The sequence below is a fragment of the Cohnella yongneupensis genome (genome assembly GCF_042655785.1).
In the GTDB taxonomy this organism is placed as follows: Bacteria; Bacillota; Bacilli; order Paenibacillales; family Paenibacillaceae; genus Cohnella; species Cohnella yongneupensis.
Window position 1 is genome coordinate 1 of the sequence record NZ_JBHSNC010000006.1, and the last position, 24,912, is coordinate 24,912.

Below are 24,912 nucleotides of genomic sequence, written 5' to 3' on the forward strand. Positions count from 1 at the left end.
TATATCGGTCTATGTTTGGACATCTTTTACCGGCTAATTTCGGTCATGGTAGGTTAGCGGAAACAGAGTGTGTCAATGGTATTCCATAATTAATCTTCTCAAACGAAAGTCAACTCACTAAGTTTGCGTTAATGAAATCAACATGGAGTCAACCTGTCTTGTGACAAGCCGTTTAATAATAAATTTTGAATTTTAAATTCTTTTGTTTAGCTAATAACAAAACATGGAACTCCTTGTTTCTGCCGATTCAATTACCTCAAGTCGTATGTCCGGTGCAGGAATGCGTCGAAACGTGTAGAATCCATAAGCATCCTACTTATTGGAATTAGACTGTTCAGCGAGGATGGGACGAATGAAGAAAATCGGACTGATTTCGGCGTTAATTGTATTCGCGACATGTCTCTGGTCGCCGACGAAGGAGAGGGTGACCGCTGCGGCGGTGAGTTGGCAGACGGTACAGGTGGCTAGCTTTTACGACAATAAAATCGTTACGACCCCGGACGGAATGGCTTGGACGATTGGGGTCATGGAATGCAACGACGGATATAACCCGGATAAGAGCTATACGAACATTCGAGGCGTTCGGCACGTTCAATCCACCGCGATCGGCGAGCAACATGCGCTCATGCTTAACGATGTCGGAGAGGTTTACGCGATCGGCTGCAACAAAGTGGGCCAGATGGGCATGGGACATATTCCGAGCTATACCTGGCATTGGAACGCCGTTCGCATACCGGGAATGCCCGCGGTTCGTCAAATTGCGGCCGAAGCCTATATGTCCTACGCTTTGGATCAGATGGGAATGATCTGGTACTGGGGGAACGACATCCAATATGTGCCGAAGGCTGTCGAAGGCTATACGGCAACGTCGATCAGCGCAAACGGCAACTCCGGGTTCGTCGCGTCCATGTCGGATGGCACGGTGTGGCAAGGGTCATTCGAAGATGATCACTCGCTTTCGATGATGCAGCTGACGGAGTACGCTGGTATTTCCTCCATATCGTCTAGAGATGGCCACGTGTTGGCGCTTGGCCGTGACGGTACCGTGTGGGAACAGAGCTACGGCGAAGACGGACGGCAGGTTCCGGGACTCCCGACAATTAAGGCGATATCAGCAGGGGATACCTTCGCGCTGGCGTTGGATGAGAAGGACACGCTATGGTCCTGGCGGTATGGCGAGGAGGAGAGGCCGAGTCAAGTGCCGGGCCTCGCGAACGTCGTTTCCTTTTTTGCGAATTACGGACAGGCGAACGCGGCGACGGCAAGCGGCAAGCTGTATGAATGGCATTACGACGACACGTCCAAGCTGACACCGACGATAGTGACGCTTCCGCCGTATGAGGTAAAGTTCAACTCGCTTGAGGAATTTTTCCTGAAATACAACGTCGACTACACTCATATGGAAGGGGATACGCTGTACTTTTCCCACCTCATGAACCAATACGAGATTAAGAAGGGTTCTTTGACCGCAAGAATCTCGAATCATTACGATACGAACGTCGAAATCTACGATCGCGATAGTCCTATCGCCAAGTACGTCATCTCACGCGGCTATTTCATGGACAGGATCGCCGGGGATTGGATCTACTACTTGGACCGCGTCGACATTAACAAGCCGCTCGAGTACAAGCGCATCAAGAAAGACGGCACCGGAGAATCCTTGATTCTGCGAGGCGACGATAAAGACGACTATATATGGCTAGATCATATCGAGGGCGACTGGTTTTATTACAACCATGACATAGACGGCGGGCAAGCGAAGCTACTAAGGAAGAACATGCAAACGGGCAAAACGGAAGTCGTGCTGTCTAATTTCGATTTTTTTCCGGTAGGTCCGGAGATCAACTTCAACTACGCCACAAGGAACAGCTGGAACATGCGCTTCCAGACAGAGACGACCGGGATTTCTTCTCCGTACTTCGAGAATAACAAGATTTATTACACGGTGAGCGGAGTGCTCTACTCGTCTAATCTCGATGGAACAGGGAAGAAGCGGCTGATGAAGGCCGGCCAAGTCTCGTTCTACGAGAAAATCATTTTCGCTAAGGACTGGATTTATTACTATACGTACCCGGGCAGCGTGTATAAGGTAAAGAAAGACGGTTCGCAGCCTACGCGTATTATCAAGAATGTGGTATCCGATTTCTTCATGTTCGACGGCGTGATGGACGGATGGCTTTATTACACGGACAGCGATCTGTACAAAATCCGGTTGGACGGTACGCAGAAGACGAAGCTGTTTGACGTCGAGAACAACTTGAATGCGGTGATCGACAGCATTTACAACGATAAATTCAGAATTAAGGTGTTTTCTATGTTCAGCGGCATAAAGGGGTATTACTTGTATGAATCGAAGACGAAGACGAAGAAGTTCCAGCCGACGGAGATACAGCCCATACCGAACTGATTATAGTTAATTCAATGGACTTGACGGAGTAATGAGCATAATGACTTAGATCGGTGCTTCATCAATATGTTGTGAATTATTTCAATAACACTTCCGGAGGGAATCCGACAGCTGGAGTGATTGGATTTCTTACAATGACAACCCCATCGCCGCCGGAGAGAAAAAATAACTGGGAGACACTTAACAGTATGTGAAGTTGAATACAGAGCACGGTGAACTGAACCCCGTTGCTCTGTATTTTTTATTTGCCGAAGTCAACACGGAGTCAACGCTCGCTCTCAGAAAACATTTTCCGGAGCTATGGAAACCGAGCGTGCATTCTCATGCCCGTGCATACAAAGAAAGGGTCGGATGCCCCACCATAGTGGTGCTGCAAAACCCGGCCCCAATCATATAAGTCAACAATCTGAGTTAGCTAAAAAGTTGATCAACGAAAAAACAACAAATATTTGGTACTTCGGGGGGCGGCCGTTACGATATTCGGTTTATGATGCCTTCGAATTCAGTCCGAATCTATGCCGCCGGAAACGGCAAGTCCGATGGAGCCGATATGCTTCTCAGCCCGGATGGCAGGGGCGAGGTTCCTCCTAATGCGGAGGCTTTATCGTTTGATCCTTTGGATTATGGCAGACCGGCACCCGCCGCGACCCCTTTTGATGAGAATAGCCGTTTTGATCAGAAGTTCAAGAGGGTGATGGGGACTTGGTCAAAATTACTATCGTGATTTCGCGCGGATAATCCTGGTATTTAGATGAACCATTGTTATAATCTCGAACACGCCTCGGTAGGGATGATGATGCAACTGGCCTATGAAGGGGTGACATCGCCCTTCGAGGTCGGCAGGGCGACGAGGAATAATCCGGAATAGTCGTCATAAACGTAACTGAAATCAGAAAAAAGTCCGCCGTCCCGATGGGGACGACGGATCCAATCATGCGGCCTAAACCTGAATAGCCGAAGACCTGCGGATTGCCCACCGGCCTGTTGCTTATGGTGTTGTTACGTTTCGGCGGTCGTGCAACAAGCCACTCCATCGTGAAAACTAAACTTAACTTAACCCTATTCTACATGAATGGAGGCAAACCTTTTCCGATCCGTTTTGATTTCGTTTTCGAATGCTTTTTTGTATTCCTTATATTCGTTAGTCGATACGACATCGTTTTTGGATTGCGCGGAAATAAGCACGCTCGAATTGGGGCCGGCAATTAATAGCGAACCATCTGGTTGAGCATATGCGGCTATCACATAATACTTACCTTTTTCTAATAGCGTGTCATTTTCATAGAGAATGTACTTACTGCCATCTTTACTTAAACCCCCGGCTTGCTGAATTGGAATAGCGTTATTCTTCTTCAACTTTCCTTTGATATTCTCTATGACTGTAATTGTATAGTTAGTGTAGGGGTCTGAAATTTCTTTGGAACCAACTTTTACAGCATTTTTGTAGACGGTATCAACCAACTCTTCGACATGTCCGACAAATACGTAATCCGCATCGCCAATAACGGCTTTGGGATCGTTCACGTCAACATTAAACGTTGCTTGCAAATATTCGGTAGTAGGAGTATTAATCCCATTAGCGCTATTGTCGTTAGATGTGCATCCGACTAGAAGTAAAGTCAACACGACAGCTATTATCGCTTTTTTCATTATTTCCCTCCTAGTAATAGTTGTTATATGCCAAGTCATACGAATCTTTATCATTGGTACTTAAAGTCGTATTCGTCGTAACATTCACATACATAACATCGGAAGTTGTATTGTGGTCTAATCTTAATGCATGTCCTAGTTCATGTAAATATTAGTCTTTTTTGCCTTTGTGAAATTAGTTCCAGTAAAAATGTATTCGTTGACAAAAGTTGGATTAGCAACTCGACCAGCCCTATCGCTGTTGGAGACGAAGAAGAACAGAAAGACGTATAACAGTACTTTAATGACGAATACACCGCCATGTTGCCCAAAGGCTCTGACGGTGTATTTTTGATGTCGAGAAGTCAACACAGAGTCAACAAACGGCTTCGATGCCGCACGTCTGAGCGAACCGGCTCTCCCTATAAGTTGACCGACTTCATGCTTGCGTCCGGATAACGATTACCGGCGGCGACGCCCTTAGGTGCTGCCTCGTCGATGCGGGCGAGATCGTCCCCGGATAGCTTCACATCTAGTGCGCCAACGTTATCCTCGAGGTATGTTCTGCGCTTCGTGCCTGGAATCGGCGCAATGTCTTCGCCTTGGGCGAGCAGCCATGCGAGAGCCAATTGCGACGGCGTACATCCTTTCTCAGAGGCAATCTCCACAATTTTATCCACGAGATCCAAGTTTTTTGCAAAGTTATCACCTTGAAATCGGGGAGAGTTCCGACGGAAATCGTCCTCCGCCAAATCCTCGAAGCGGCGAATTTGACCGGTCAGAAACCCGCGACCCAGCGGGCTGTAAGGAACGAAGCCGATGCCCAGCTCGCGGCACGTCGGTAAAATATCATCCTCCACATCACGGCTCCAGAGCGAATATTCCGTCTGCAGCGCGGTAATCGGATGGACAGCGTGCGCCCGGCGAATTGTCGCCGGCCCCGCCTCGGACAAGCCGAGGTATCGCACTTTGCCTTCGCGTATGAGGTCGGCCATCGCGCCAACCGTCTCTTCGATCGGCGTATTGGCATCAACGCGATGCTGGTAATAGAGGTCGATATGATCGACGCCGAGCCGGCGTAAGCTAGCTTCGCAAGCCGTTCGCACGTATTCGGGACGACCATCGATCCGCAGCATTTTACCGTTTTCATCCCTCACGTTGCCGAACTTGGTCGCCAGCACGACTTCGTCGCGCCGTCCCTTGATCGCCCGGCCGACTAGCTCCTCGTTGCGGCCGATGCCATATATGTCCGCCGTGTCCAGGAACGTCACGCCGAGCTCCAGCGCCCGATGCAGCGTGCGCACCGACTCTTCGTCATCCCTTCCGCTGTAGAAATCCGACATCCCCATGCATCCTAGCCCGAGCGCCGATACTTTCAACCCGCCATTACCTAATGTTCTTTGCTCCACTTCTACTCCGCCTTTCGGGATATAATCACGATACCGCCTCTTGTTATATCCTTATTTTACCTCTGGGAAACAAGGGAAGCAAAACGCGCGGAGTCAACAGTCGGATGCTGTTGTATTAATATGTAAGTTGATAGAATGAGTTATAAGATACTTTTACGCATAGCGGCGGATAATCAATCAGTAGTCTCCCAGAGAGATAGGTGAATTTCAGTGAAAAAGAAAGTTGTCAAAATTGCTTTGGTTCAGATGAACAGTGAAAAAGCAGCAATTGACCGTAACCTCGAATTAATGAAGCGATACATCATTGCAAGTCGAGAAAACGGAGTGGATATTATTTGTTTTCCTGAGATGAATATTACAGGATACATTGATCCCATTAAGCATTCGCATGCCATCATAACCTTTGATCATAGGGCAATCGACCAAGTTATCATACTAAGTGGTCTATATAACATGTGTATAATCGCCGGATTTGTAGAATATAACCCCATGGGCAAGCCGTACATTACTCAGTTTGTTGCCCATAACGGGAAATTACTTGGATTCTATCGGAAGCAAACAATAAAAGACGGAGAGGAAGATTGGTTCGCTCCCGGTGATCAACAACCAACATTTTTCGTTTCCGGGGTGACATTTGGTTTATCCGTTTGCGCGGACATAGACGACTCAAGTATTTTTAGCAAATATGCTGAAAAGGGTGCAACAATCGTTTTTGAAAGTGCTGCCCCTGGGTTGTATGGAGATCAAGAAACAAGGAATTGGTCATCAGGTTATCATTGGTGGAGAAGCAAATGCATGGATCAATTGGGGAACTACGCAGCTAAAGAATCGCTCTATATTGGAGTTGCCACACAAGCCGGACGTACGACAGATGAAGACTTCCCAGGGGGCGGATATCTATTTAATCCGCGGGGTGAATGTACGGCTGAATCGGGTGACTGGAATGAGGGTGTAATTTATGTTCAAATGGAAATTTGAGTAGGTAGTGGATTATAGGCAATCGCCCGATAAAAGGAGGATATTCACCATGAGAAAAATACTTTGTCTTAGCGATTTTACTTCGGAGCAGCAAGCGGCGGTGCGGCGTGCTGCTCCGGAATTCTCGATTGTTTTCGGCCGGCCGACCGATAAGGAAGATCAAGATTACCGGGAAGCGGAGATCATTTGCGGTTGGGATGCGAAGGTGAAGGAAGTTGCGCTGAGGGAAGGCGCCAAGCTGCGTTGGGTGCAGAGCTGGTCGTCGGGGATCGACAGTCTGCCGCTCGGCCTTCTGGAAGAGCGCGGCATTCTGCTGACCGATGCTAGCGGCGTTCATGCCCGATCTGTATCCGAGACGGCCGTCGCCATGATGCTGGGGCTGTCACGCGGAATTGCAGCCGCCGTTCGCAATCAGCAATCGGGCGTATGGGAAAGCCCGAAAACGCTTGCCGAGATGAACGGAAGCACCGTCGCGATTGTCGGCGCCGGCGAGATCGGCCGCGAGGTGGCCCGGCTTGCGCGCGCATTCGATATGCGCGTCGTCGCCGTCCGCCGATCGGGCGGAACCCTGCCGGAAGTGGATGTAGTCTACGATACTTCCCACCTCGACGACGCGCTGCGGGAAGCCGATTACGTCGTCAACATTTTGCCCCTCACGAACGAGACGCAGCATATATTCGATGCCGAACGATTCGCCGTCATGAAGAGCAGCGCCTATTTTATCAACGTTGGGCGCGGCGCGACGGTTCGGACGGAGGATCTGATCGAAGCGTTGGACAAGGGCATCATCGCGGGGGCCGGACTCGACGTGTTCGAACATGAGCCGCTGCCTGCTAGCCATGCGTTCTGGGCAATGCCAAACGTGATCCTCACGCCGCACAATGCTGGCGGTATGACTGTTCGCAACACGGAGCGACTCGCAAAGCTGTTCGTCTCGAATCTTGAGATTTACTTGTCCGGCGAGACTGGAAATCTGCGCAATCTGGTCGACTACAAGAAGAAGTACTGAACGACAGCTGGAGTGATTGGATTTCATACAAATAAGGTGCAGCCTCCTCTCTATTTAGGGAGCAGAGATGCGAGGAAAGGGAAAAAGACCGGCCCCGAACAAATAAGGGCCAGTCTGCGAGAAATCGCGATTGCGGGGGATTATACTCCTTACGAAATTAAAGGAAAGTAACTTGGATCACATCACTGCCGATGAGAGTCCCCGAGCTGTTATAAACCGACGCGAGAATTTTGTAAGTCCCGCCTGCCAGCACGAGCTTCGTACTGTTCGATAGCGTATGGCGAATGTCGGATCCGCTGGACGGCACGTTAATCTTGCCCGAATAGTAGGATCGTGATCCGTTGTTCGTCTCCTGAATGCGGATCTCGTACTGGTAAGCCCCGGTCGGCTTCGTAATGCCGATATAATTCGGAACCGCGCCGGTGCTATTCGGATACGGGTTAAACACATAAACCCCATTGGCCGCGCTCGCTTGGGAAGCGATCCCGAGCAGCAAACCGATGGCCATGACAAGCGACAACATTTTCTTCATTATTCATTCCTCCTAGTAAGGTTCGTCTTACCCGTTCCGGCCGAAACGGAAATGCACCTTTGCAGAGAGCTCTCGCGATGAATATATCATCATATGGAAGAAGTAACTATATTTAGAATTTTGAATTGTATGTCTATTTCTATCGGATTAAAGATAAACAAGTGGTTAACCGTCCTAAAAAGACCGGCACTCCCCAGGGAGTGCCGGTCTTGCGTCATGGCTAGTTTATCTCGGAGGCAAGGGCCCGAAATATTGATAGTACGTACACTCGATCTGACCGTTGAACAACTTGCGCTTCTTGTCCGCCTTCCGGCCGAATTTCGCTTCGAACTCCTTGTCCGGAGTAATAACGAAGTGAGACCAGTTCGGCAATTGCTTCGCAATCTGCCCTAGCTGTTTCGTCAGCCGTTCGACCTCGGAGGTCGTCCCGATTCGTTCTCCGTATGGCGGATTCGTAATGATGCATCCGTAATCGCCTTCCGGGCGCGCGTCCGCGACGGACATAACTTTCAGCTTGATTTCCTTGCTCATTCCCGCGCTCTTCAAGTTGGCGAGCGAAGCTTGAATCGCATCGCGATCAATATCGGAGCCTACGATGTTGATGGGGAGGTTATCCTTCATTAAATCGTACGCTTCTTCGCGGGCTTCCTCCCACATGGCCGCCGTTACGCTAGGCCAGCCTTGTGCGTTGAAGGTGCGACGCAATCCCGGCGCGATGTTCCAGCCGATCAGTGCGGCTTCGAAGAGAATCGTCCCCGAACCGCAGAACGGGTCGTACAGCGGACGCTCCGGGCGCCATCGGCTGAGCAAGACCATCGCCGCGGCAAGAGACTCTCGCAAGGGCGCTTCTGTCGTATCGACGCGATAACCGCGTTTGTGCAACCCCGTCCCCGAGGTGTCGAGCGTTAACGTCGCGACATCATTCAGCAACGTTACCTCCGCCACATAACGGCCTCCCGTCTCCGGGAACCATTCGGTGTCGTAGCGCTGCTTCATTTTCTCCACGATGGCTTTCTTAACGATCCCTTGGCAAGCGGGCACGCTGCTAAGTTGCGACTTATGAGACCGACCGTCTACCGGGAATTGTCCGTCTTGAGGAATCCAATCGGGCCAAGCTAACGCTTTGGTTCCTTCGAATAGCTGGTCGAACGTGCGCGCTTCGAATTCGCCCATCTTAATTAGGACGCGACCTGCGGTTCTTAGCCATAAGTTGGTTCTGCATATATCGATCTCCGTGCCGTAGAACGTGACGCGACCATTCTCGACGAGCTGGTCCTCGTAGCCCAGGCTCTTCAGCTCTCTGGCGAGCACGGCTTCAAGTCCCATTGGGCACGTTGCGATCAGTTCGAATTTAGTCATTAGGGTATCACTCGTTTTTCATTAATGGTAGCATTGGCACGATTCGAAAGCAACGGGTCCGCTTGTGGCTGTCATTTTGCCATGGATTTTGCATCGCGGTGACTTGCCCTGGCTTCCTTAAGCGTTTTACTTGCCCTCGGCGAAGCTCCCGCGCGGCGTTGGCTAGCCTTCGGACGCGGACATACTTTCCGAATGTCTCTCCCGTCCAAGCCTGAAATAATCGGTGAAAATGAAACGGTGAATATCCGAACTCGCGGGCAGCGGCTTCGGAAAGCAACACTTGACTTTTATTGCTGAATCACAGGGAGTGTCCCTTAGTCATCTAGGATGACTGAGGGATGCTTTTTTTTGCATTTCATAACCGACAAAATTCTACGCAGTCCGCGATTTGTTTAGGTTTTGTTTAGACTTGCTTTGATATGGTGGAACAAATTGTTCAGATCTTGGCTGAATTTGATGAAATATTGCGGGAGGGGAAGCACCTTGTACAAACGTTTACTAAGTTTACTGCTATCGTTCGCTATTCTCATATCGTTAGTTCCCACGCAGATCTATGCGGCTGAGCGCAATACTGTCGATGCATCTTCGGCAATTAATTGGCATGATGTGTCGCCTAATACTATGGTAGCTGCTGCGAACGGCCCTAGTGGGCAACAATCCGTTCAAAATTCTTTTGGGGACGTTAAAGCAACGGACTGGTTCTATAATGCGATCACGTATGTCAAACAGAATGGCATATTCGGCGGTACAGGCAATGATAGCTTCTCGCCCGACGGTACAATGACTCGTGCCATGTACGTAACTGTGCTCGGGCGTATGGCGGGAGTTGATATAAGTAAATATACAACTTCCGCATTTACGGACGTAAAGTCGGACGCTTGGTATGCGCCTTATGTGCGATGGGCCGTTGAAAAGGGCATTACAGGCGGTACAGGCAATCATAAATTTACTCCGGACATGGCTATAACAAGAGAACAGATGGCAACGCTGACTTTGCGGTTTTTCGAAGTCTTCAACATCCCTTATCAGACGAATGCCAGCGTAACCACGAAACCGAAAGACTTATCCAGCATTTCTCTTTGGGCGGTTGATGCGATCGTCAAGCTCTGGCAGGCGGGCTTGCTTACTGGAGATGCCAACGGCAATTTTAATCCACAATCCAAGGCTACTCGTGCAGAGGCAGCTACTTTTGCCATGCGCAGCAACGAGGTTGTGAAAGCAGGAGCAAACCCGGATCCAGCAACGCCAACAACGCCAACTACAACAGGCCCGAGCTCTGGTGGTAGCGGATCAGGCGCCTCTAGCTATACCATTACGTTCGAAACCAATGGTGGCGCTGCTATTAATAGCCTCACGCTGCGTCCGGGCGAACCACTAAGCAATCTCCCGGCTCCAGTGAAGAAAGGGTATATTTTTCAGGGTTGGTATAGGGACAGGGCTTTAACGCAAGTACTCGTTGAGGGCGATCCAGTCACCGGCAATATGACGCTGTATGCCAATTATATAGGCAGTTCCGATAAGGCCGTGGCGAGTGTGCCCGGTGTATCCGTGCTGGATGTAGCGCCAACCTTCACCATCGGGGTGAACGATGCGACAGGCCAAATGACGGCTGCCCAAGTGCAAGCGGGTATGACGTTCGATTCCCCGGCGAATCCTTTGTTTGCAGGTATTGTCGTCACCGGATCGAATGGTCACTTCACGGTAGCATCTGCGGCTCAAGACGGTAAATTCGAGGAAGGACACACGTACCAACTTACGCTGACGGACACTAACCTCTCTTTTGCGGGTCAAGACGCTACAACAAAGATCTATGTTTTCAGCATTGCCAAACAGGAAGTCATGAAATTACCGTTCAATCCAGACATGATCTATCTATCATTCGCGGACGTATCAAATATGATGCTAAACGGAGCGGATGTGGATTCCCCTTCGATTCCGGTTATCACGACTAATGTCGGCGATAGCGGCAACGGTCTGGACGCAGCGAATGCGACCAATGGGACATTTGACTATACCGGTGGCACAGAGATTCAAGTTGGCAATACCGTCGCCATCTATGAAGGTGCTCGCCCTGATCAGCGCACGGTGGATAACGCCAATGACGGCAGTGTTGCCTATATACAGATCACGGCGATCAATGGCGGCACCTACACTTATACCCATGCGGATTCTAAGAATGTATTGACCAAACCCGATGTGCTTCCCGTGAGTACGGCGGCGGACACGGATGGGGACGCGACGAACCATTCCATCACGGTGGAGCATACCGCGATGAACTATAGTGACAATCTGTATGCGCCATATGGTCTGAATGAACTCACCGTGGTCAATGCGGGAGACTTCATCGGTTTCTACACGGGTAAATTTGCTAGCGAAGGCTCCACTGTAACAGGTTATGGGCGCATCACGTCGATTACACATGACGGAGAAATGGATACCATCACGTATACCGATGCCACAGTAGACGAGATGACGCATACCCTCGATGTCTATCAGCAACAACAGCTCAATGGCGATCAATTATTGTCCGCCGAGGATATCGCGACGTTGGAAGGGCAAGTCGAGCAACAAGCAAAAGACAGCGGGTTCGTCGCTCAAGCCGCCGATTATCTGTCTGACTTGGCGTTGCAGACCGACAGTTTCAAGCAACAGTACAGTCAGCTTGCGCCGATGGCCGCAAGCAGCAGTCCTTCCAGAGTAAGCGTGAAAAATCTGACTGTCGTAGCTGAAGCAGGCACTACGCTGAGACACATCTCCGGGAAAACCTCCGGCGTAAGCGTCGCGTTGCAAGTGGGCGCCGATATTGTCGTTAGTATCAACGACTCCAGCGACCTCGTCATCCACTTGACCGGTACATTCTCCGAAGAGATGTACCTAAACCTCGGTGTCAATGGGGATGTCGAAGGGCATTGGCTTAAAATTTCTACTTTCTTTGGAGATATCCCATACTGGTATGTCATAGATGACTATACGGTCACTGCTAGCTTAGATGCCTATACGTATACCGGGATCAGCGTAAACGCCCTGATCAGCACCGTCGAACATTCTGACTTGGCGAGTGTGTTAGAAAACAGGGGCGTAGCCGATGCGGAAGGAAAACTAGGGAAAGTAGAGAATATCAAGGCAGAGCTTGAGGCGTTGATGGAAGGTGTGCAGGATACAAGCATCGACGCCACGACACTAAAAGATAGCTACAAAAGTATGCTGGAAAAAGAGACGGATTGGGTTCCGTTATTTGAGAGAAATATCGTGGATGAACGTCTAAGAGTGTGTGTCTTTGCCATCGAGGTCCAATTTAAAGTAGACTTCGTGGTCAGCGCCAATGTGAATCTGTCGGTAGGTATTGATCTTAGTTACAACAGCGCTAAGCGGTACTCGGCTCACATACACGTTCTCAGTTTTACAGGCGATAGTAGTACCGTAGACTTGCCTGGCAATGGGGATTACAATTTTGATTTTTATGTTATGGGTACCCTCGGATTACGAGCGGGTGTTAAGGTGGCGCTTAACGCGGGCCTCGGTAGTGTCAAGTGGGATAGTATTGGCGTCTTCGTGGAGCCCGGCTTGTATTTAAATTTGTGGGGGTACTTCTACTATCAAGTCAAGAGTGTAAGCGGTGTGAAGACCACCAAGACCATTGGCGCGCTGTATTTGGAACTTGGCATTTACTTGGTTTCCGAAGTCGGGGCGCAATTAGGCGATGGTTATCTCGCCACCAGTCATGAGCTCATGAACAAAACGTGGCCGCTTTTCACGGCTGGAGATGTCAATAATGCGGTGGATTTCTCTTATCCTCAATCTGCTATATCTCCCATTGATCTCTCAGCCTTTTATATGAGTCCAGATCCTTCCATATATATGAATCAATTGAGCGGTAACTATATGAGAATGGAAAAAATGAACATTAAGACCGGCGACACGACCACGGAACTGTTAGATCGGTCGAATTTCACCATCACGTCGGATAGTAGCGATTTCTCTTATGATCCCGTAACCAATCGCATAGAGATTTCACAGGATTTGTTCACGCAAATGAAGAAAGGTTTCCCGATTCATGCGAAAGGGTCTTTAACTATCAGATATAATAGCGGCAAATTGGCGATTGCGCCAACGCGCACTGTTCCATTGACGGTCGACATTAAAGTGAACGACACTTACTTCCAATTAAATCCAGTTAACGGCAATACTAATCTTATCACTATTACCGGGCAACCCGGAGACCCCATTACCGGCACTGCCGATCCTGTAAAGCCGGGATACACCTTTAATGGATGGTATACGGACCCGCAATACGGCACGAAGGTTACGATTCCTACCGTTATGCCGACATGGGAAGTAATGGTACAGAATAAAACCTTAATGTTCTATGCTCACTGGTCGCCTAGGACGGATACGCCGTACAAAGTAAACTACTATATGGCTAAGCCGGATCGCGATCGTACAAGGATTGACCTTTCGCAGTATACCCTTATGGCGACTGAAGACTATACGGGGACCACGGGTGCGCAGATCAATCTTCCTAGCAACATCTCCAGCCGATTCACAGCGCAGGGGTATACTTGCGACAACTGTTTGTTGGTTGCGCATTCGGGGTATATTCAGCCGGATGGTTCGACCAGTGTGAATATTTTATACGTGCCTGTTTCGGTATCTATAACCTTTAGTAAAGGCTACGGGGTTAATAACGGCGCACTCTATGCCATATCCACTGAATCCAAGAGCACCTTTACCTGGACGCCGCCTGTCGTGTCAAGGCCGGGCTATCTATTTACCGGTTGGTCGCCGTCCATTCCAAGTACGACACCGGATCATGACACTACGTACACTGCGCAGTGGAAGGCCAGAGACGATGTACATTACAAAGTCGTGTACTTGAAGCAGGATATTACCAAGACTACCGTAGAGGGCTACTGGATTTCGAATACTTACCCTGTTCTAATTCACGATCCAGTTGCGAATACGTACAAATGGCAATCAACGGTTCCGACTCCCGCAAATACCTACACCGTCGCCGACGTTGAAGATTATATCGGTTCAACAGATGCCGTCACGAGTGCGGTAACGCCTAAGAATTATGAGGGCTTCACTTTTGACAGCAGTGTTCGGGGTACCGTTTTGTCGAGTACAATAGCAGCGGATGGTACTACGGTTCTCAAGTTGTACTACAAGCGCAATACGTATAACGCAACATTTGATCCGAACGGCGGATCAGGCAGTGTCTCGACAGAAAAGGTTCCGTATGGAGCTAGCATACCGCAGCCTTCCGTGACCAAGGACAATTATTCACTCTCTTGGATGCCTGCCGTTCCGGCAACGATGCCGGCGCATGATGTTAGTTTCACCGCGCAGTGGGATACGAAGAAGGTTTCGTATACGGTAACCTATTATGGAGCCAACTCCGTGACGTCGGGTTACACCGCAATCGGAACGGATACGTTTAGCGACATCGTGGGCGCATCGGTCACCGCAACACCGAAGAGTATCGAGGGATTCTCGTATGACAGCAGCGTGTCAAGTACGGTCGTATCGGGGACAATCCCGACGAGCGGTACGCTCCAATTGAAGCTGTACTACTCACGCAACGTCTACAAGCTGAAATTCGATCCCAATGGCGGCGTTGTCAATGGAAACACGACAACCGTTCTTGCGGTAGGTGAACGGTATGGGGATTCCTTGTCATCGATATCGGGAATATCCATTACAAGGGCAGGTTATATATTCGCGGGCTGGTCCCCTGCTATACCTGCGACAATGCCTGCTAATGATCTTACGGTTATCGCGCAGTGGACGGTTAATAACACCATTTCCAATGTAAGTGTCGACAATACGACCCCCGCGATAGGGGACACCTTGAATGCGGCTGTATCGATGGGTGATGGGAATGCCGCCGGTAGTCGCGTCACCTATCAATGGAAGGTCGAGACGGCAGCGGGAAGCGGGACGTATGAGAATATCACGGACGCAACATCAGCAAGTTACCAGGTTATAACTGAGGACATGGGCAAGAAGCTGCAAGTGGTGGTGACGGGGGTAAGCCCGATTACCGGCTCGCGAACGGCAACGACCGACGTGGTATCTATTCCGATCACCAGCGTCACGATAGACAAACCGTCTCCAGCCTTGGGCGATACGCTTACAGCCAGCGTGACCATGGGCGATGGCAGCGCGGCGGGCAATCAAGTGAAGTATCAATGGCAAGTCGAGACGGCGACCAGCGGGACGTACGCGAATGTCACGGGCAAAATAACGGCCAGTTACACGATTACGGCAGCAGATGTAGGCAAACGACTGCGAATTGTGGTGTCGTATATGGGCCGAGCGACTAGTGCCGTACCAAGCGCACCGACAAGTGCGGTAGTCAGACCGCTTCCTGAATGGATCTCTAGCGCGACAGCATTGGATTTGGACGATGCGACGGTCACTGTTGCGTCCCCAACGGAAGTGACCATTAGCGGTGCTGCGCTGACGGATGATTGGACGATTCCGGAAGACGTAACGCTGAATATGAGCAGTACGGCGCTCAATGGTCACACGTTGACCCTTTCGGATGGTTCGACGCTGAATGTGAGCAATTCAACGGTGGATGGATATATCGAAGTCGGGACGGGCGCTACGCTGAATGTGAATAATACGACGTTGGACGAGGGTTATTATTGGAACATCGCTGCGGGAGCAGCGTTGAATGTGAGCGGAACATTGACGCTGGCTGCGCCAGCCCCAGATGAGTTCGGTCCGACTGCAGAACTGGCTGTTTACGGCACATTCCATATTTTAAGCTCAGCGACCGTGATCAATAACGGCACAATCACAGTATATGAACTCACGGGCGTCCTCACGAACAACGGCACGATCACGAACAACAACGGCATCTCGGTCTGGTACAGAATGACGAACAGCGGCACGATCACGAACTCCGCAAACGGCACGATCACGAACTTCGGTACGATCACGAACAACGGCACGATCACGAACAATGGCATGATTCTGAATGACGTTACCGGTACGATATCCGGTACAGGCTCGATCAACGGTAACGCTCCGACTACACCGTAACGAGATCGCCGGTTGACGTGGTGAAGGGGCTTTTCCCGATAATGGAGAAGCCCCTTTCCCTATTAACCTATGCTGGAGGTCTATCATGCACAATCGGATTGGCACGATAAGTTTGGCTCTTGCGGTGCTGTTGGGGAGCTTAGTCACATCATCTTCCGCGTCGGCAACATCATCTGTATCGACAACGCAGATCATCATGTACGACGACAATGGGACGAACTTCGCGTCGCGGATTATGGAGGAACTCAACAGGGTACGGACAGCGATGGGTCTACCCACGGTCAAGCCCGACCAATATCTCGCCCAAGCGGCTCAGAACCATGCGGCTTACATGATCGCCAACGTCACCTACAGCCACGACGAGAATCGAAAAGGTCAAGGATTCACAGGGGTGACTCACGCCGATCGAATCCACGCCGTCGGTGGCGACACATCGATCCCTACTTGGGAAATTATGACCGTGGACGAAAGCGATCCGCACGTCATTATCGAGGAGTTTCTGAACACGGCGTACCACCGCGAGCCTTTGATTTCACCGGATGCCACGGAAATCGGGGTCGGTATGGTTGGCAGTGCCGTCGTCATCGAGATCGCTTGCGCGGCCAATACAATGGGATACGCCACGTACCCTTACGATGGTCAGACCAACGTGATCACGACTTTCTCCGGGCATGAGATCCCTAACCCCATCGAGCAATTCGGGGTAGCTCAGTCAGGGCAGATCATCACGCTCAAGACTCCTTACCTGCTGGATGGCATAGACGTAACCCTCACCAACAGTGCAGGCGAGGCGATACCGTTCTTTAAGCCTTTTACTGCATCGAACTATTGGCATATCATTCCGAAGTCTCCGCTTGCGGGCAACGAGACCTACACCGTCTCGGTAACGTTCGCGCCTTGGTCGGGTCCCGACGCTGGCAAGACGTTCAACAAGACTTGGTCTTTTAGTACGGGGAGCGCCCTCACTCCAAGCATCGCCGCAATATTCAGTCCGAACAACATCGGTATCCAGCTTAACGGCACCTATATAACGGTAAACCCGAAGCCGCAAATCATTGGCGGCAGCACATTCATTCCGCTCCGCGGAGTATTCGAGAAGTTAGGGGCAACCGTAACCTATCACGCGAAGAATAAGTCCATCGACATCATCAAGAACCGTACGATAATCCACCTACAGATCGGCAGCAAAACCGCGACGGTTGGCGGCAAGCCGATCACCCTAACCACGGCTCCATTCACCGATAAGAGCGGATCTACCTTCGTGCCGCTCCGCTTCGCAAGTGAAGCGCTCGACGCAACGGTAACATGGGACGATGCAAACTGGACTGCCGTAATCGATACAAAGTAAAAGAAACGGCACCGGGACTCGCTCCCTGTGCCTTTTTCGTCAACGCCTTCCCATCAATCCGTATTGTTCTTATCCGCAAACTCCAGCATTCTCCTGGCCGTTTCCTTCGGCTCCATTCTAAACTCGGTCAGCAACATCGTCCTTAACGCCTCATACTGCTTTATCGCAGAAATACGATCGTCCGCCAACACCAGCACGTGAATAAGCTGCTCATGGATGTGCTCATTCAGCGGATCATGTGCAAGCGCCTGCCGCAGCAGATCCGCAGCGGCATTATACTGTCCCCGCTGCTTCTCGCGTTCATGAAGACGAAGCAACGTCGCGACGTATTCGCTTTCCAGGCGAATTCGCGTCGACGCTGCCCATTCGTACGAGGTGCCCGCCATGTAGCCCTCTCCGTATAATTGAACAAACTCAGCGGCATAGTCACGCAACGCATTGTTATCTATCTGCGCCCCGGCGGCCAGCAAGCGATCCCATTCATCGAGATCGCATTCCAATAGGCTCATATCGATACGGTAACCGCCTTCCACATGTTGGACGATACCGTCAAGCCCGATTTGGCTTAAAGCCTTTCGCAAATTGTAAGCCGTTGTATTAAACTGAGTTCCTGCCCGGTCAACCTCCACCTCTCCCCACAAACAATCGAGAATTTGATCCCTGCTCAACGCCTTGCCGCGATGGTGAATGAGGAATGCCATCAACTCCGCGGTTTTGGATGTCCGCCACTTGATCGCATGACCATTCTTGGTCTCTATGCGCAGCCTTCCAAAACATCGAATTTTAATTCGTCGCGGAGAAGGAAAGACATTGAACGCTTGCAGTACGAGACGCGCATAATCCGCCGATCCCGTGTCTTTGTCCCCATGCGACCGCGCATAAAGAGACAACAGCTCCGCCATCGCCGATCCTTCGTCCACGAAGCTGCGTATGAACCCTTGTGGTTCGGCGAGACGCAAAGCGGTAGCCAGCTGCGCAAGCGCCGGCTCAATCCGATTGTCGCGATATAACGTCATGCTTTGCACGATCAGAACGTGAATGCGGTCCCTCAGGCGGTCTTCCTTCGTCAGCAGCTCGTACAGACGCTCTGCGAGAGACAGCGCCGGTTCGAAATTTCCGCACGCGGCAAGCGCGCGAACAAGCGCCAACTGTTCCGAAACTTTGTCCAGCGTTGCTTCGTCCGAATGCGACAGCCCGCATTGCTTCAACCATCGCCGAGCAGACGCCATGTCGCCTTGACGCACCGCCAGGCTTGCCTGCTCCGCTTCGATTTTACGTATGAAAATATCATAGTCGGGCGATTCAATCTTCAGCTTAAGTTGTTCTAGCAGCGCCGCGGCTTCTAGGGGGTTCCCCTTCGCTTGCTGAATTCTTGAAGCAGCCACATAAAGTTGATACCGGTTGCGAGGAACCGGCGCGAATCCGTCTGCATGCATAATGCGGACCAGCCAGTCCTCCGCTTCCTCCAGCCGGTTCCACTCGTACAATACCTTGGCATAGGAAGCGTACATCGGCGTCGCATACGGATGGTTAACGCGATCCCTCCAATACGCCAGCATCCTAGTGAAAAATTGTGATGCATCATGAAAGTCGTTAATGTAACTCAGATGGTCATCGAATTCTTCGACCGAATAATGCTTATTGTTGCCGCCTTGAATAAAAAAGTTTTGCTCGGCCGCAAACGTATCGCCACGGATAAAATAGTCGGCCGTGCCCGCGAGGTCTCTTTTCACATAGGCCGCAGTACCGCAGACAAAATAGATATCTCCCATCGTCATGCGCCATACGTCAGCGTCCATATGATCCTTCATCGCTTCGAACCGGATACGAAGCCGTTCCGCTCGATCCGGAATGCCGCTAAACTGCCGAATACCGACCAATACATACAAATAAAAAAGCTCGACAAGCGGCCTGCTCGCTACGTATTGCTCGGGTACTTGTATCGCCCAGCGAGCAACCGCGACGTTCTTGCCTCCAAGAAGTTCGTACAGATGCGCTTCGATCAAGCGAACGACATCTTCATATTGCCGTCCCGCCAAATAGTGCTCCGCGGCTTCTACGATAAACCCGTTATTTTCGAGCCATTGCGCGGCACGCACATTCGCCTGAACCCACAGCTCGGGCGCTGTTCGAGCAAGCATCGCCTGCAGGAAGTCGGACAGCAGATGGTGATAGCGGTACCAGTTGCGTTGATCGTCCAGCGGAATGATGAATAGCTGAAGCTGTTCCAGTTGTTCCAACTGTTGCTGACTTCTCGCTTGACCGGTTACCGCCTCGCATATTGCATAATTCATCTGGCTTAACACGGAGGTTTGCAGCAAAAAGTCGCGCATCGTCTCGGGCAGATCGCGAATGACTTCTTCCAGCAAGTAATCGGATATGTGCTGCTGATGGCCGCTGAATTGACGGATCGATTCAGCCACATTGCCGCTTCGTTTCAGCGAGATGGCCGCAAGCCGCAAGCCGCAAATCCAGCCTTCGGTTTGGTTGTATAGGATATTGAGCTGCTCCGCCGACAGCTTCAATTCCGTCGTCTCTCGGAAGAAATCGTACACTTCTTCCGGCCGGAACCGCAACTGCTCGATTGTAATCCGTTGCATCTCGCCTTTAACCAACAATCTTGCTGTCGGAAAAGGGAGGTCGTTGCGGCTTGCGATATATAAATGAATTTGGTTCGGGAGGTATTCGAGCAAGTAACTCATCGACTTCTGGATGGCTGGCATCGTCGTAAGATGATAATCGTCAAACATGATGACCAGCTCGCCCGGCAGTCGATTCAGCTCGTTCAGCAGCGCATTCATCGCCGGCTCCATCGACGCAGAAGATGCAGAAGGCCCCTCCGCCAGCAGCGGCCGAACGGTCAGGCCAAAGCCGTCGACTCGATTCTGGATCGAAGCAATAACCATGTTCCAGAAGGTAATCCAGTCGTCGTCCTGCTTGCCCAGTGACACCCAGGCAACAAGCTTGCCGCTTTGTTTGGCCCATTCGCTTAATGCGGTGGTTTTCCCATAGCCGGATGGAGCGAATAAGAGCGTCAGCTTTGCGTCCATGCCCTCATCAAGCAGCCGAAGTAGTTCCGAGCGTGCAATTAAGGTATGCCGTTCATGAGGGATGTGCATCTTTGTTGCGGCAATCATCGAGAGCCCTCCAAAATAAAGACAGAAAATGAGTAAGTAGGAGTAACTTCGACACCCAACTCGCAAATTCCTGTGCTTAGTTAAGGGAGCATCTGGCTTGGCTTTTCTTTTAGATCTTAACAATTCGATTTTCACCAGCAGAACGATAAACCGCTTCGGTTAGCGACACGACACGGATCGCATCCGGCCCCGGAGAGAGATTAGGTGCTTCGCCCTTAATGGTTGCTATGAAGGCTTCCATTGCCGAGAAATCCGGGAGCTGCACATCGATCTTCTCTCGTTGTCCGCCTTTGGATATCCATGCCTCGTCTCCATTGCAATGGATGATGCCCGAATCGCCAATAAGGGTTAGATCCATAGCCATGGCCGGTCCGGTCCCTTGTAAGGTTTCGTTGGATTGGATCGAGACATGCGCGCCATTGGATAACTTAGCTTGGACGCTAGTGTACTTCTCCGTCGAAGATTCGGTCGTTTCCATAAACGCCGCAGTGCTTTCAGGATCCGCGCCGGCTAGCCAGAGGGCTAAGTCGACAAAATGTGAACCCGTATCGAAGAATATCCCTCCACCTTTATCAGAGCGTTCTTTTCTCCAGTAACCATCGAGGTTGCCATCGCCAAAGATTCCTGGCGGTATCCCTATAGACGAAAGAAAGCCGAGAAATCCCTAAGGGATAGTATCGCCACCGAACAAGCCGAAATAATCCTGGGCGACAGAGACGCTAACTTGCCTGACGGTTCCAATCGCGCCATTTTGTATCTCGGACTTTATCGTGCGAAATAAACCTTTGAATCGGCGATCATAACCAACCATAAGCACCCTTTCGGCTTTCTCGGCGGCTTGAACCATTAGCCGGGCATCATGACTGGTGACTGCCAGAGGCTTTTCAACAAACACGTGCAGTCCGTGCTCAAGTGCAGCAATAACGGGCTCCGCGTGCGCCGGGTGGGCAGTACTTACGACGACGGCGTCCAACTCATTGCGGTTAATAAGCTCCCGCCAATCGGTATAAGCATGGCTGACATTTAAACTTTGCCTTGCAAGCTCCAGACGTTCGGGGGTCCGTCGTGAAATGGAGACCAATTGTGCCCTTTCCGAGCTTCTTATTGCAGGAACATGAGTAAACATGGACCAAAACCCGATTCCGATTATCCCAATACGAAGCGGTTTAGTCTCATGCTGCAGGTCAATATTGTGCATGCGGTCACGGCTCCCATTCCATACGATTATAGGGGACGTTCCCCTTAAAACCAGTATAGAATCAGCGCCTGAAGGCTGAGAATTACCCGAAAGTTGTATTCATGCGGTTAAGTATTATAGAGCTTGGAGAGTTGTACTCGGTTTTAATATCTAGCTTCTCGAAAATATTGGACAGGAGTTTCTTTACGGTGGCCTCGCTCAGGAACAGCTCGCGTGCAATGTCCTTGTTGGAGCTTCCGTTTATTACGCAATGCACGACCTCTTGCTCCCTGGGGGACAGTCGGCAATCCAGGTTCGAACGATCTTGTTTGGAGGTTAAGGAAAGGCCGAAGGAAGAGATCATTTTATCCATGTAGGGTAAAATTTTCGTGCCTCTCGTATCCATGACGTAGTAAGGGGTCGGCGTTTCTCCGTCGTAATCGTAATGAATGATGTCGTCCCTCGGTAATAAACGTGGATATCGTAGCCTGCATTACGCTCGGATCGTAGTAATCGAATACATCGACGGTTTGGACGAAATAACCGGCTTTCGTATGCCCGGGAACGCTCAATTGTGTGCTCTCGGCTTCCGAAAGCCGACCTGAAGTAGGCGGCGGAGATGGGGCGGGTCTTCAAATAATCCAGTGTAAGCTCGTTGATGGGGATACTCACTATGAGACCGTAAATATTGCCTTTCTCGTTCCGGATAAGCTTTACGCAGGCGGGGTCTAGCTCGTACAGCTCTTTCAGTCGTATTTGATTCAATATATTTAAGCTTTCCTTAGCCGTCATTAAATAGGTGGCTTGTTCGTTGGTTGACGGGTCTACGTATACGACGTTGCCGTCTTTCGCCGTAGCGTGCCGCTGCTCCATATATTGCTCCGCTTCCGCCCAGTTCGCGGGATGCAGCTGCTCCATGCTGTAGGAGATTGACTGTCGATTCAATAGAAACTGGATAAGATAATTCCCGATATAAAATAAGATTTCGGCGTTCTCCCAAGCTGCCATACCGATCTTGGCAGATCGTTTGATTTTGTCCGAATAATAGGAAACAGAGCGCAACCAAAGCTGATTATAGAAGTCCGGACTCCGGCGACGGAAGTCGAGCCCGATCGCATCGCGCAGCAAATCATGCAATATCCATCCACGGTCGACCCGTTGTACGAAAGAATAAGAGATTAAGCTGCGGAATTGCTCGCCCGTGACGGTCCTACCGAGCGCATAATTCAGCAACTCATGATTGAAATGGCGCAATACGGACGCCGCTTCCACGATTTCCTTCATGTCCGGATCGGGAACTTCCTGAAGCCAAGCAGCAGCAACGTGTGCGAACACATCGTTTTCATCAGGTACAAAGGTTTGGGAGGATGACCCGACAAGCATCGTCGATACAAGCAGCGAAAGCGTCAGTGGATGCCCCTGTGTTCTTGCCCAGATCTGATGAACGCTGTTGGGTTGCGTGATGTCGGACAGTTCCAAATACTTCTTAACTGCTTCCAAATCAAAGTTGACCCACTATTGTAAGAAAGAGGATTCTGGCTTGTAAAGTAGAATTAACTTAGTTAATTATTGGTGGATCATATTCAGGTCGGAGGACTTTTTAATGCTGAACATACGGTTTTACCCTATCAAAAAAGCTTTTCTTTTACTCGTCATCTTTGCCATTACCTCATCTTTCGCTAATCCCGTTTCAGGCTCGGCTACAAACCTACAACAACAAGAGATGTCTCTCGATAAAGTAATAACATGGGCTAAGCAACTTGTGCCCTGGTATACGGCAAATTATGAATATCAGACAAAGTTGATCGAAGTTGGCGATTTAACATCAAAATTATTGAAAATTGAGTTTTATCACCCAGACAATCCGTTTGAAGATACTTCTAGTTTCCTGATAGACCTTTCACAACCTCGGATATTTGACTATTCGGCGGGGTACTTGGAGAGGCAAGAAGTCATTCATTTTCCTTTTAAAGTAAGCCGTGAAAAGGCCAAAACCATCGCCCAAGCCTTTATATATAAAGCGGTTCCATCTCTTCAAGGCACTCAGCTTCTGGAGGTCGAAGATCGAGTCCAGAAGGAAATGGATGATGCCCTCCTTGGACCGTCTAAATATCAATTTGAATTTATTCAAGAAAAACAAGGCCCCCCGTATCAAATGTATGATATCAGGCTTAATGCCGACGGAAAGGTAATTGGCTTTAATTCCAGCGGCGAAATGTCAGTCTCATTGCAAGAGTATTATGAAATATATAATAACTCTGCAACCGAAAGAAAATTACCTGATATCGTGGCTAAACACAAAGAAAAGAAATCGCTTGAGGCGCTATTTAAGTATCATATTTTCTCGTGGAATGAGACGATTCCCATTAAACCCGATCAGTCTTTGAAATTAGGCGACCTGTTCCGCATCGTCAAAAAATCCATCTCGCCATACTCGGATGAAATCGAATATGAGAAGGGAACGGGAGCGATATCTTCTGATGTCGGATTCTCCTCTGATTACTATCCCTACGTGTTTTACTTCTACAAACAAAATTGGGTAGTTAAAGATAAAAAGAAAAAGTTGTATGTGGATGCCAACTTAACCCGCGATTCGGCTGCCTATTATCTCACTAAAGTAGCCGGATTAGATAAACTATCAGAGAAATACAAAAAAGATCCGATCGTTTCAAAACTAAAGGATTATAAAAGCATTAAAAATCCGGGAGCAGTCGCAATCATGTTGAAAACCGGTTGGATGAGCGCAAAGGACGGTCAATTCCAACCTAATGGCAAAGTAACTTTAGCTGATCTAGCCGTTACTTTAAACAAAATGTCTAAGCATAAAGATGACTTTACAAAAGCGGTCAAACAATAATAGTAGCGAATCGTGAA

Annotated in this window: 16 protein-coding genes; 6 read left to right on the plus strand and 10 right to left on the minus strand. The window is 50.0% G+C overall.

The window, feature by feature from the left end:
- Positions 1-352: 352 nt before the first annotated feature.
- On the plus strand, positions 353-2,407 hold the full coding sequence (locus tag ACFPQ4_RS01615; protein ID WP_378109973.1) for a DUF5050 domain-containing protein: 2,055 nt from the start codon (positions 353-355) through the stop codon (positions 2,405-2,407).
- 1,059 nt (positions 2,408-3,466) lie between these two features.
- Here the strand turns inward: ACFPQ4_RS01615 and ACFPQ4_RS01620 are convergent.
- Both ACFPQ4_RS01620 and ACFPQ4_RS01625 read right to left on the minus strand, forming a co-directional pair.
- Positions 3,467-4,057 (minus strand): hypothetical protein, encoded by a 591-nt coding sequence (locus ACFPQ4_RS01620; protein ID WP_378109974.1) that lies wholly within the window; start codon positions 4,055-4,057, stop codon positions 3,467-3,469.
- Positions 4,058-4,458: 401 nt separating this feature from the next.
- On the minus strand, positions 4,459-5,445 hold the full coding sequence (locus tag ACFPQ4_RS01625; protein WP_378109975.1) for an aldo/keto reductase: 987 nt from the start codon (positions 5,443-5,445) through the stop codon (positions 4,459-4,461).
- A 210-nt stretch (positions 5,446-5,655) separates the two neighbouring features.
- Between ACFPQ4_RS01625 and ACFPQ4_RS01630 the strand changes: the two genes are divergently transcribed.
- The gene (locus tag ACFPQ4_RS01630) at positions 5,656-6,423 is read left to right on the plus strand and encodes a carbon-nitrogen hydrolase family protein (protein WP_378109976.1); all 768 of its coding nucleotides are present in this window, start codon (positions 5,656-5,658) and stop codon (positions 6,421-6,423) included.
- Between the two features lie 49 nt (positions 6,424-6,472).
- Positions 6,473-7,432, plus strand: a complete 960-nt coding sequence (locus tag ACFPQ4_RS01635) for a D-2-hydroxyacid dehydrogenase (RefSeq protein ID WP_378109977.1) — start codon at positions 6,473-6,475, stop codon at positions 7,430-7,432.
- A gap of 157 nt (positions 7,433-7,589) precedes the next feature.
- Here ACFPQ4_RS01635 and ACFPQ4_RS01640 read toward each other — a convergent pair whose 3' ends face one another.
- The 3 genes from ACFPQ4_RS01640 to ACFPQ4_RS01650 all read right to left on the minus strand — a co-directional run bounded on the left by ACFPQ4_RS01640 (position 7,590) and on the right by ACFPQ4_RS01650 (position 9,603).
- Positions 7,590-7,964 (minus strand): hypothetical protein, encoded by a 375-nt coding sequence (locus tag ACFPQ4_RS01640; protein WP_378109979.1) that lies wholly within the window; start codon positions 7,962-7,964, stop codon positions 7,590-7,592.
- A gap of 225 nt (positions 7,965-8,189) precedes the next feature.
- Positions 8,190-9,323 (minus strand): THUMP domain-containing class I SAM-dependent RNA methyltransferase, encoded by a 1,134-nt coding sequence (locus ACFPQ4_RS01645; RefSeq protein WP_378109980.1) that lies wholly within the window; start codon positions 9,321-9,323, stop codon positions 8,190-8,192.
- 7 nt (positions 9,324-9,330) lie between these two features.
- Positions 9,331-9,603 (minus strand): helix-turn-helix domain-containing protein, encoded by a 273-nt coding sequence (locus tag ACFPQ4_RS01650; protein WP_378109981.1) that lies wholly within the window; start codon positions 9,601-9,603, stop codon positions 9,331-9,333.
- 203 nt (positions 9,604-9,806) lie between these two features.
- Between ACFPQ4_RS01650 and ACFPQ4_RS01655 the strand changes: the two genes are divergently transcribed.
- Both ACFPQ4_RS01655 and ACFPQ4_RS01660 read left to right on the plus strand, forming a co-directional pair.
- Positions 9,807-16,376, plus strand: coding sequence for an InlB B-repeat-containing protein (locus ACFPQ4_RS01655; RefSeq protein ID WP_378109983.1), 6,570 nt, complete (start codon positions 9,807-9,809; stop codon positions 16,374-16,376).
- An 85-nt stretch (positions 16,377-16,461) separates the two neighbouring features.
- Positions 16,462-17,724 (plus strand): stalk domain-containing protein, encoded by a 1,263-nt coding sequence (locus ACFPQ4_RS01660; RefSeq protein ID WP_378109985.1) that lies wholly within the window; start codon positions 16,462-16,464, stop codon positions 17,722-17,724.
- A gap of 53 nt (positions 17,725-17,777) precedes the next feature.
- On the opposite strand, the gene ACFPQ4_RS01665 is transcribed toward ACFPQ4_RS01660, so the two are convergent.
- From ACFPQ4_RS01665 to ACFPQ4_RS01685, 5 genes are all read right to left on the minus strand, one after another.
- On the minus strand, positions 17,778-20,861 hold the full coding sequence (locus tag ACFPQ4_RS01665; protein ID WP_378109986.1) for a winged helix-turn-helix domain-containing protein: 3,084 nt from the start codon (positions 20,859-20,861) through the stop codon (positions 17,778-17,780).
- A gap of 109 nt (positions 20,862-20,970) precedes the next feature.
- Positions 20,971-21,501, minus strand: coding sequence for a Gfo/Idh/MocA family protein (locus ACFPQ4_RS01670; protein WP_378110069.1), 531 nt, complete (start codon positions 21,499-21,501; stop codon positions 20,971-20,973).
- A gap of 24 nt (positions 21,502-21,525) precedes the next feature.
- Positions 21,526-22,059 carry a Gfo/Idh/MocA family protein gene (locus ACFPQ4_RS01675; protein ID WP_378109987.1) on the minus strand — a complete coding sequence of 178 codons (534 nt, stop codon included), beginning with the start codon at positions 22,057-22,059 and terminating at the stop codon, positions 21,526-21,528.
- A gap of 82 nt (positions 22,060-22,141) precedes the next feature.
- Entirely contained in the window at positions 22,142-22,444 is a 303-nt protein-coding gene (locus ACFPQ4_RS01680; RefSeq protein ID WP_378109988.1) for a response regulator transcription factor, read from the minus strand.
- The gene (locus tag ACFPQ4_RS01685) at positions 22,399-23,538 is read right to left on the minus strand and encodes a hypothetical protein (RefSeq protein WP_378109989.1); all 1,140 of its coding nucleotides are present in this window, start codon (positions 23,536-23,538) and stop codon (positions 22,399-22,401) included. The genes ACFPQ4_RS01680 and ACFPQ4_RS01685 overlap by 46 nt, the downstream gene beginning before the upstream one ends.
- Positions 23,539-23,641: 103 nt before the next feature.
- On the opposite strand from ACFPQ4_RS01685, the gene ACFPQ4_RS01690 reads away from it, so the two are divergent.
- Positions 23,642-24,895 carry an S-layer homology domain-containing protein gene (locus ACFPQ4_RS01690; protein WP_378109990.1) on the plus strand — a complete coding sequence of 418 codons (1,254 nt, stop codon included), beginning with the start codon at positions 23,642-23,644 and terminating at the stop codon, positions 24,893-24,895.
- Positions 24,896-24,912 lie beyond the last annotated feature (17 nt).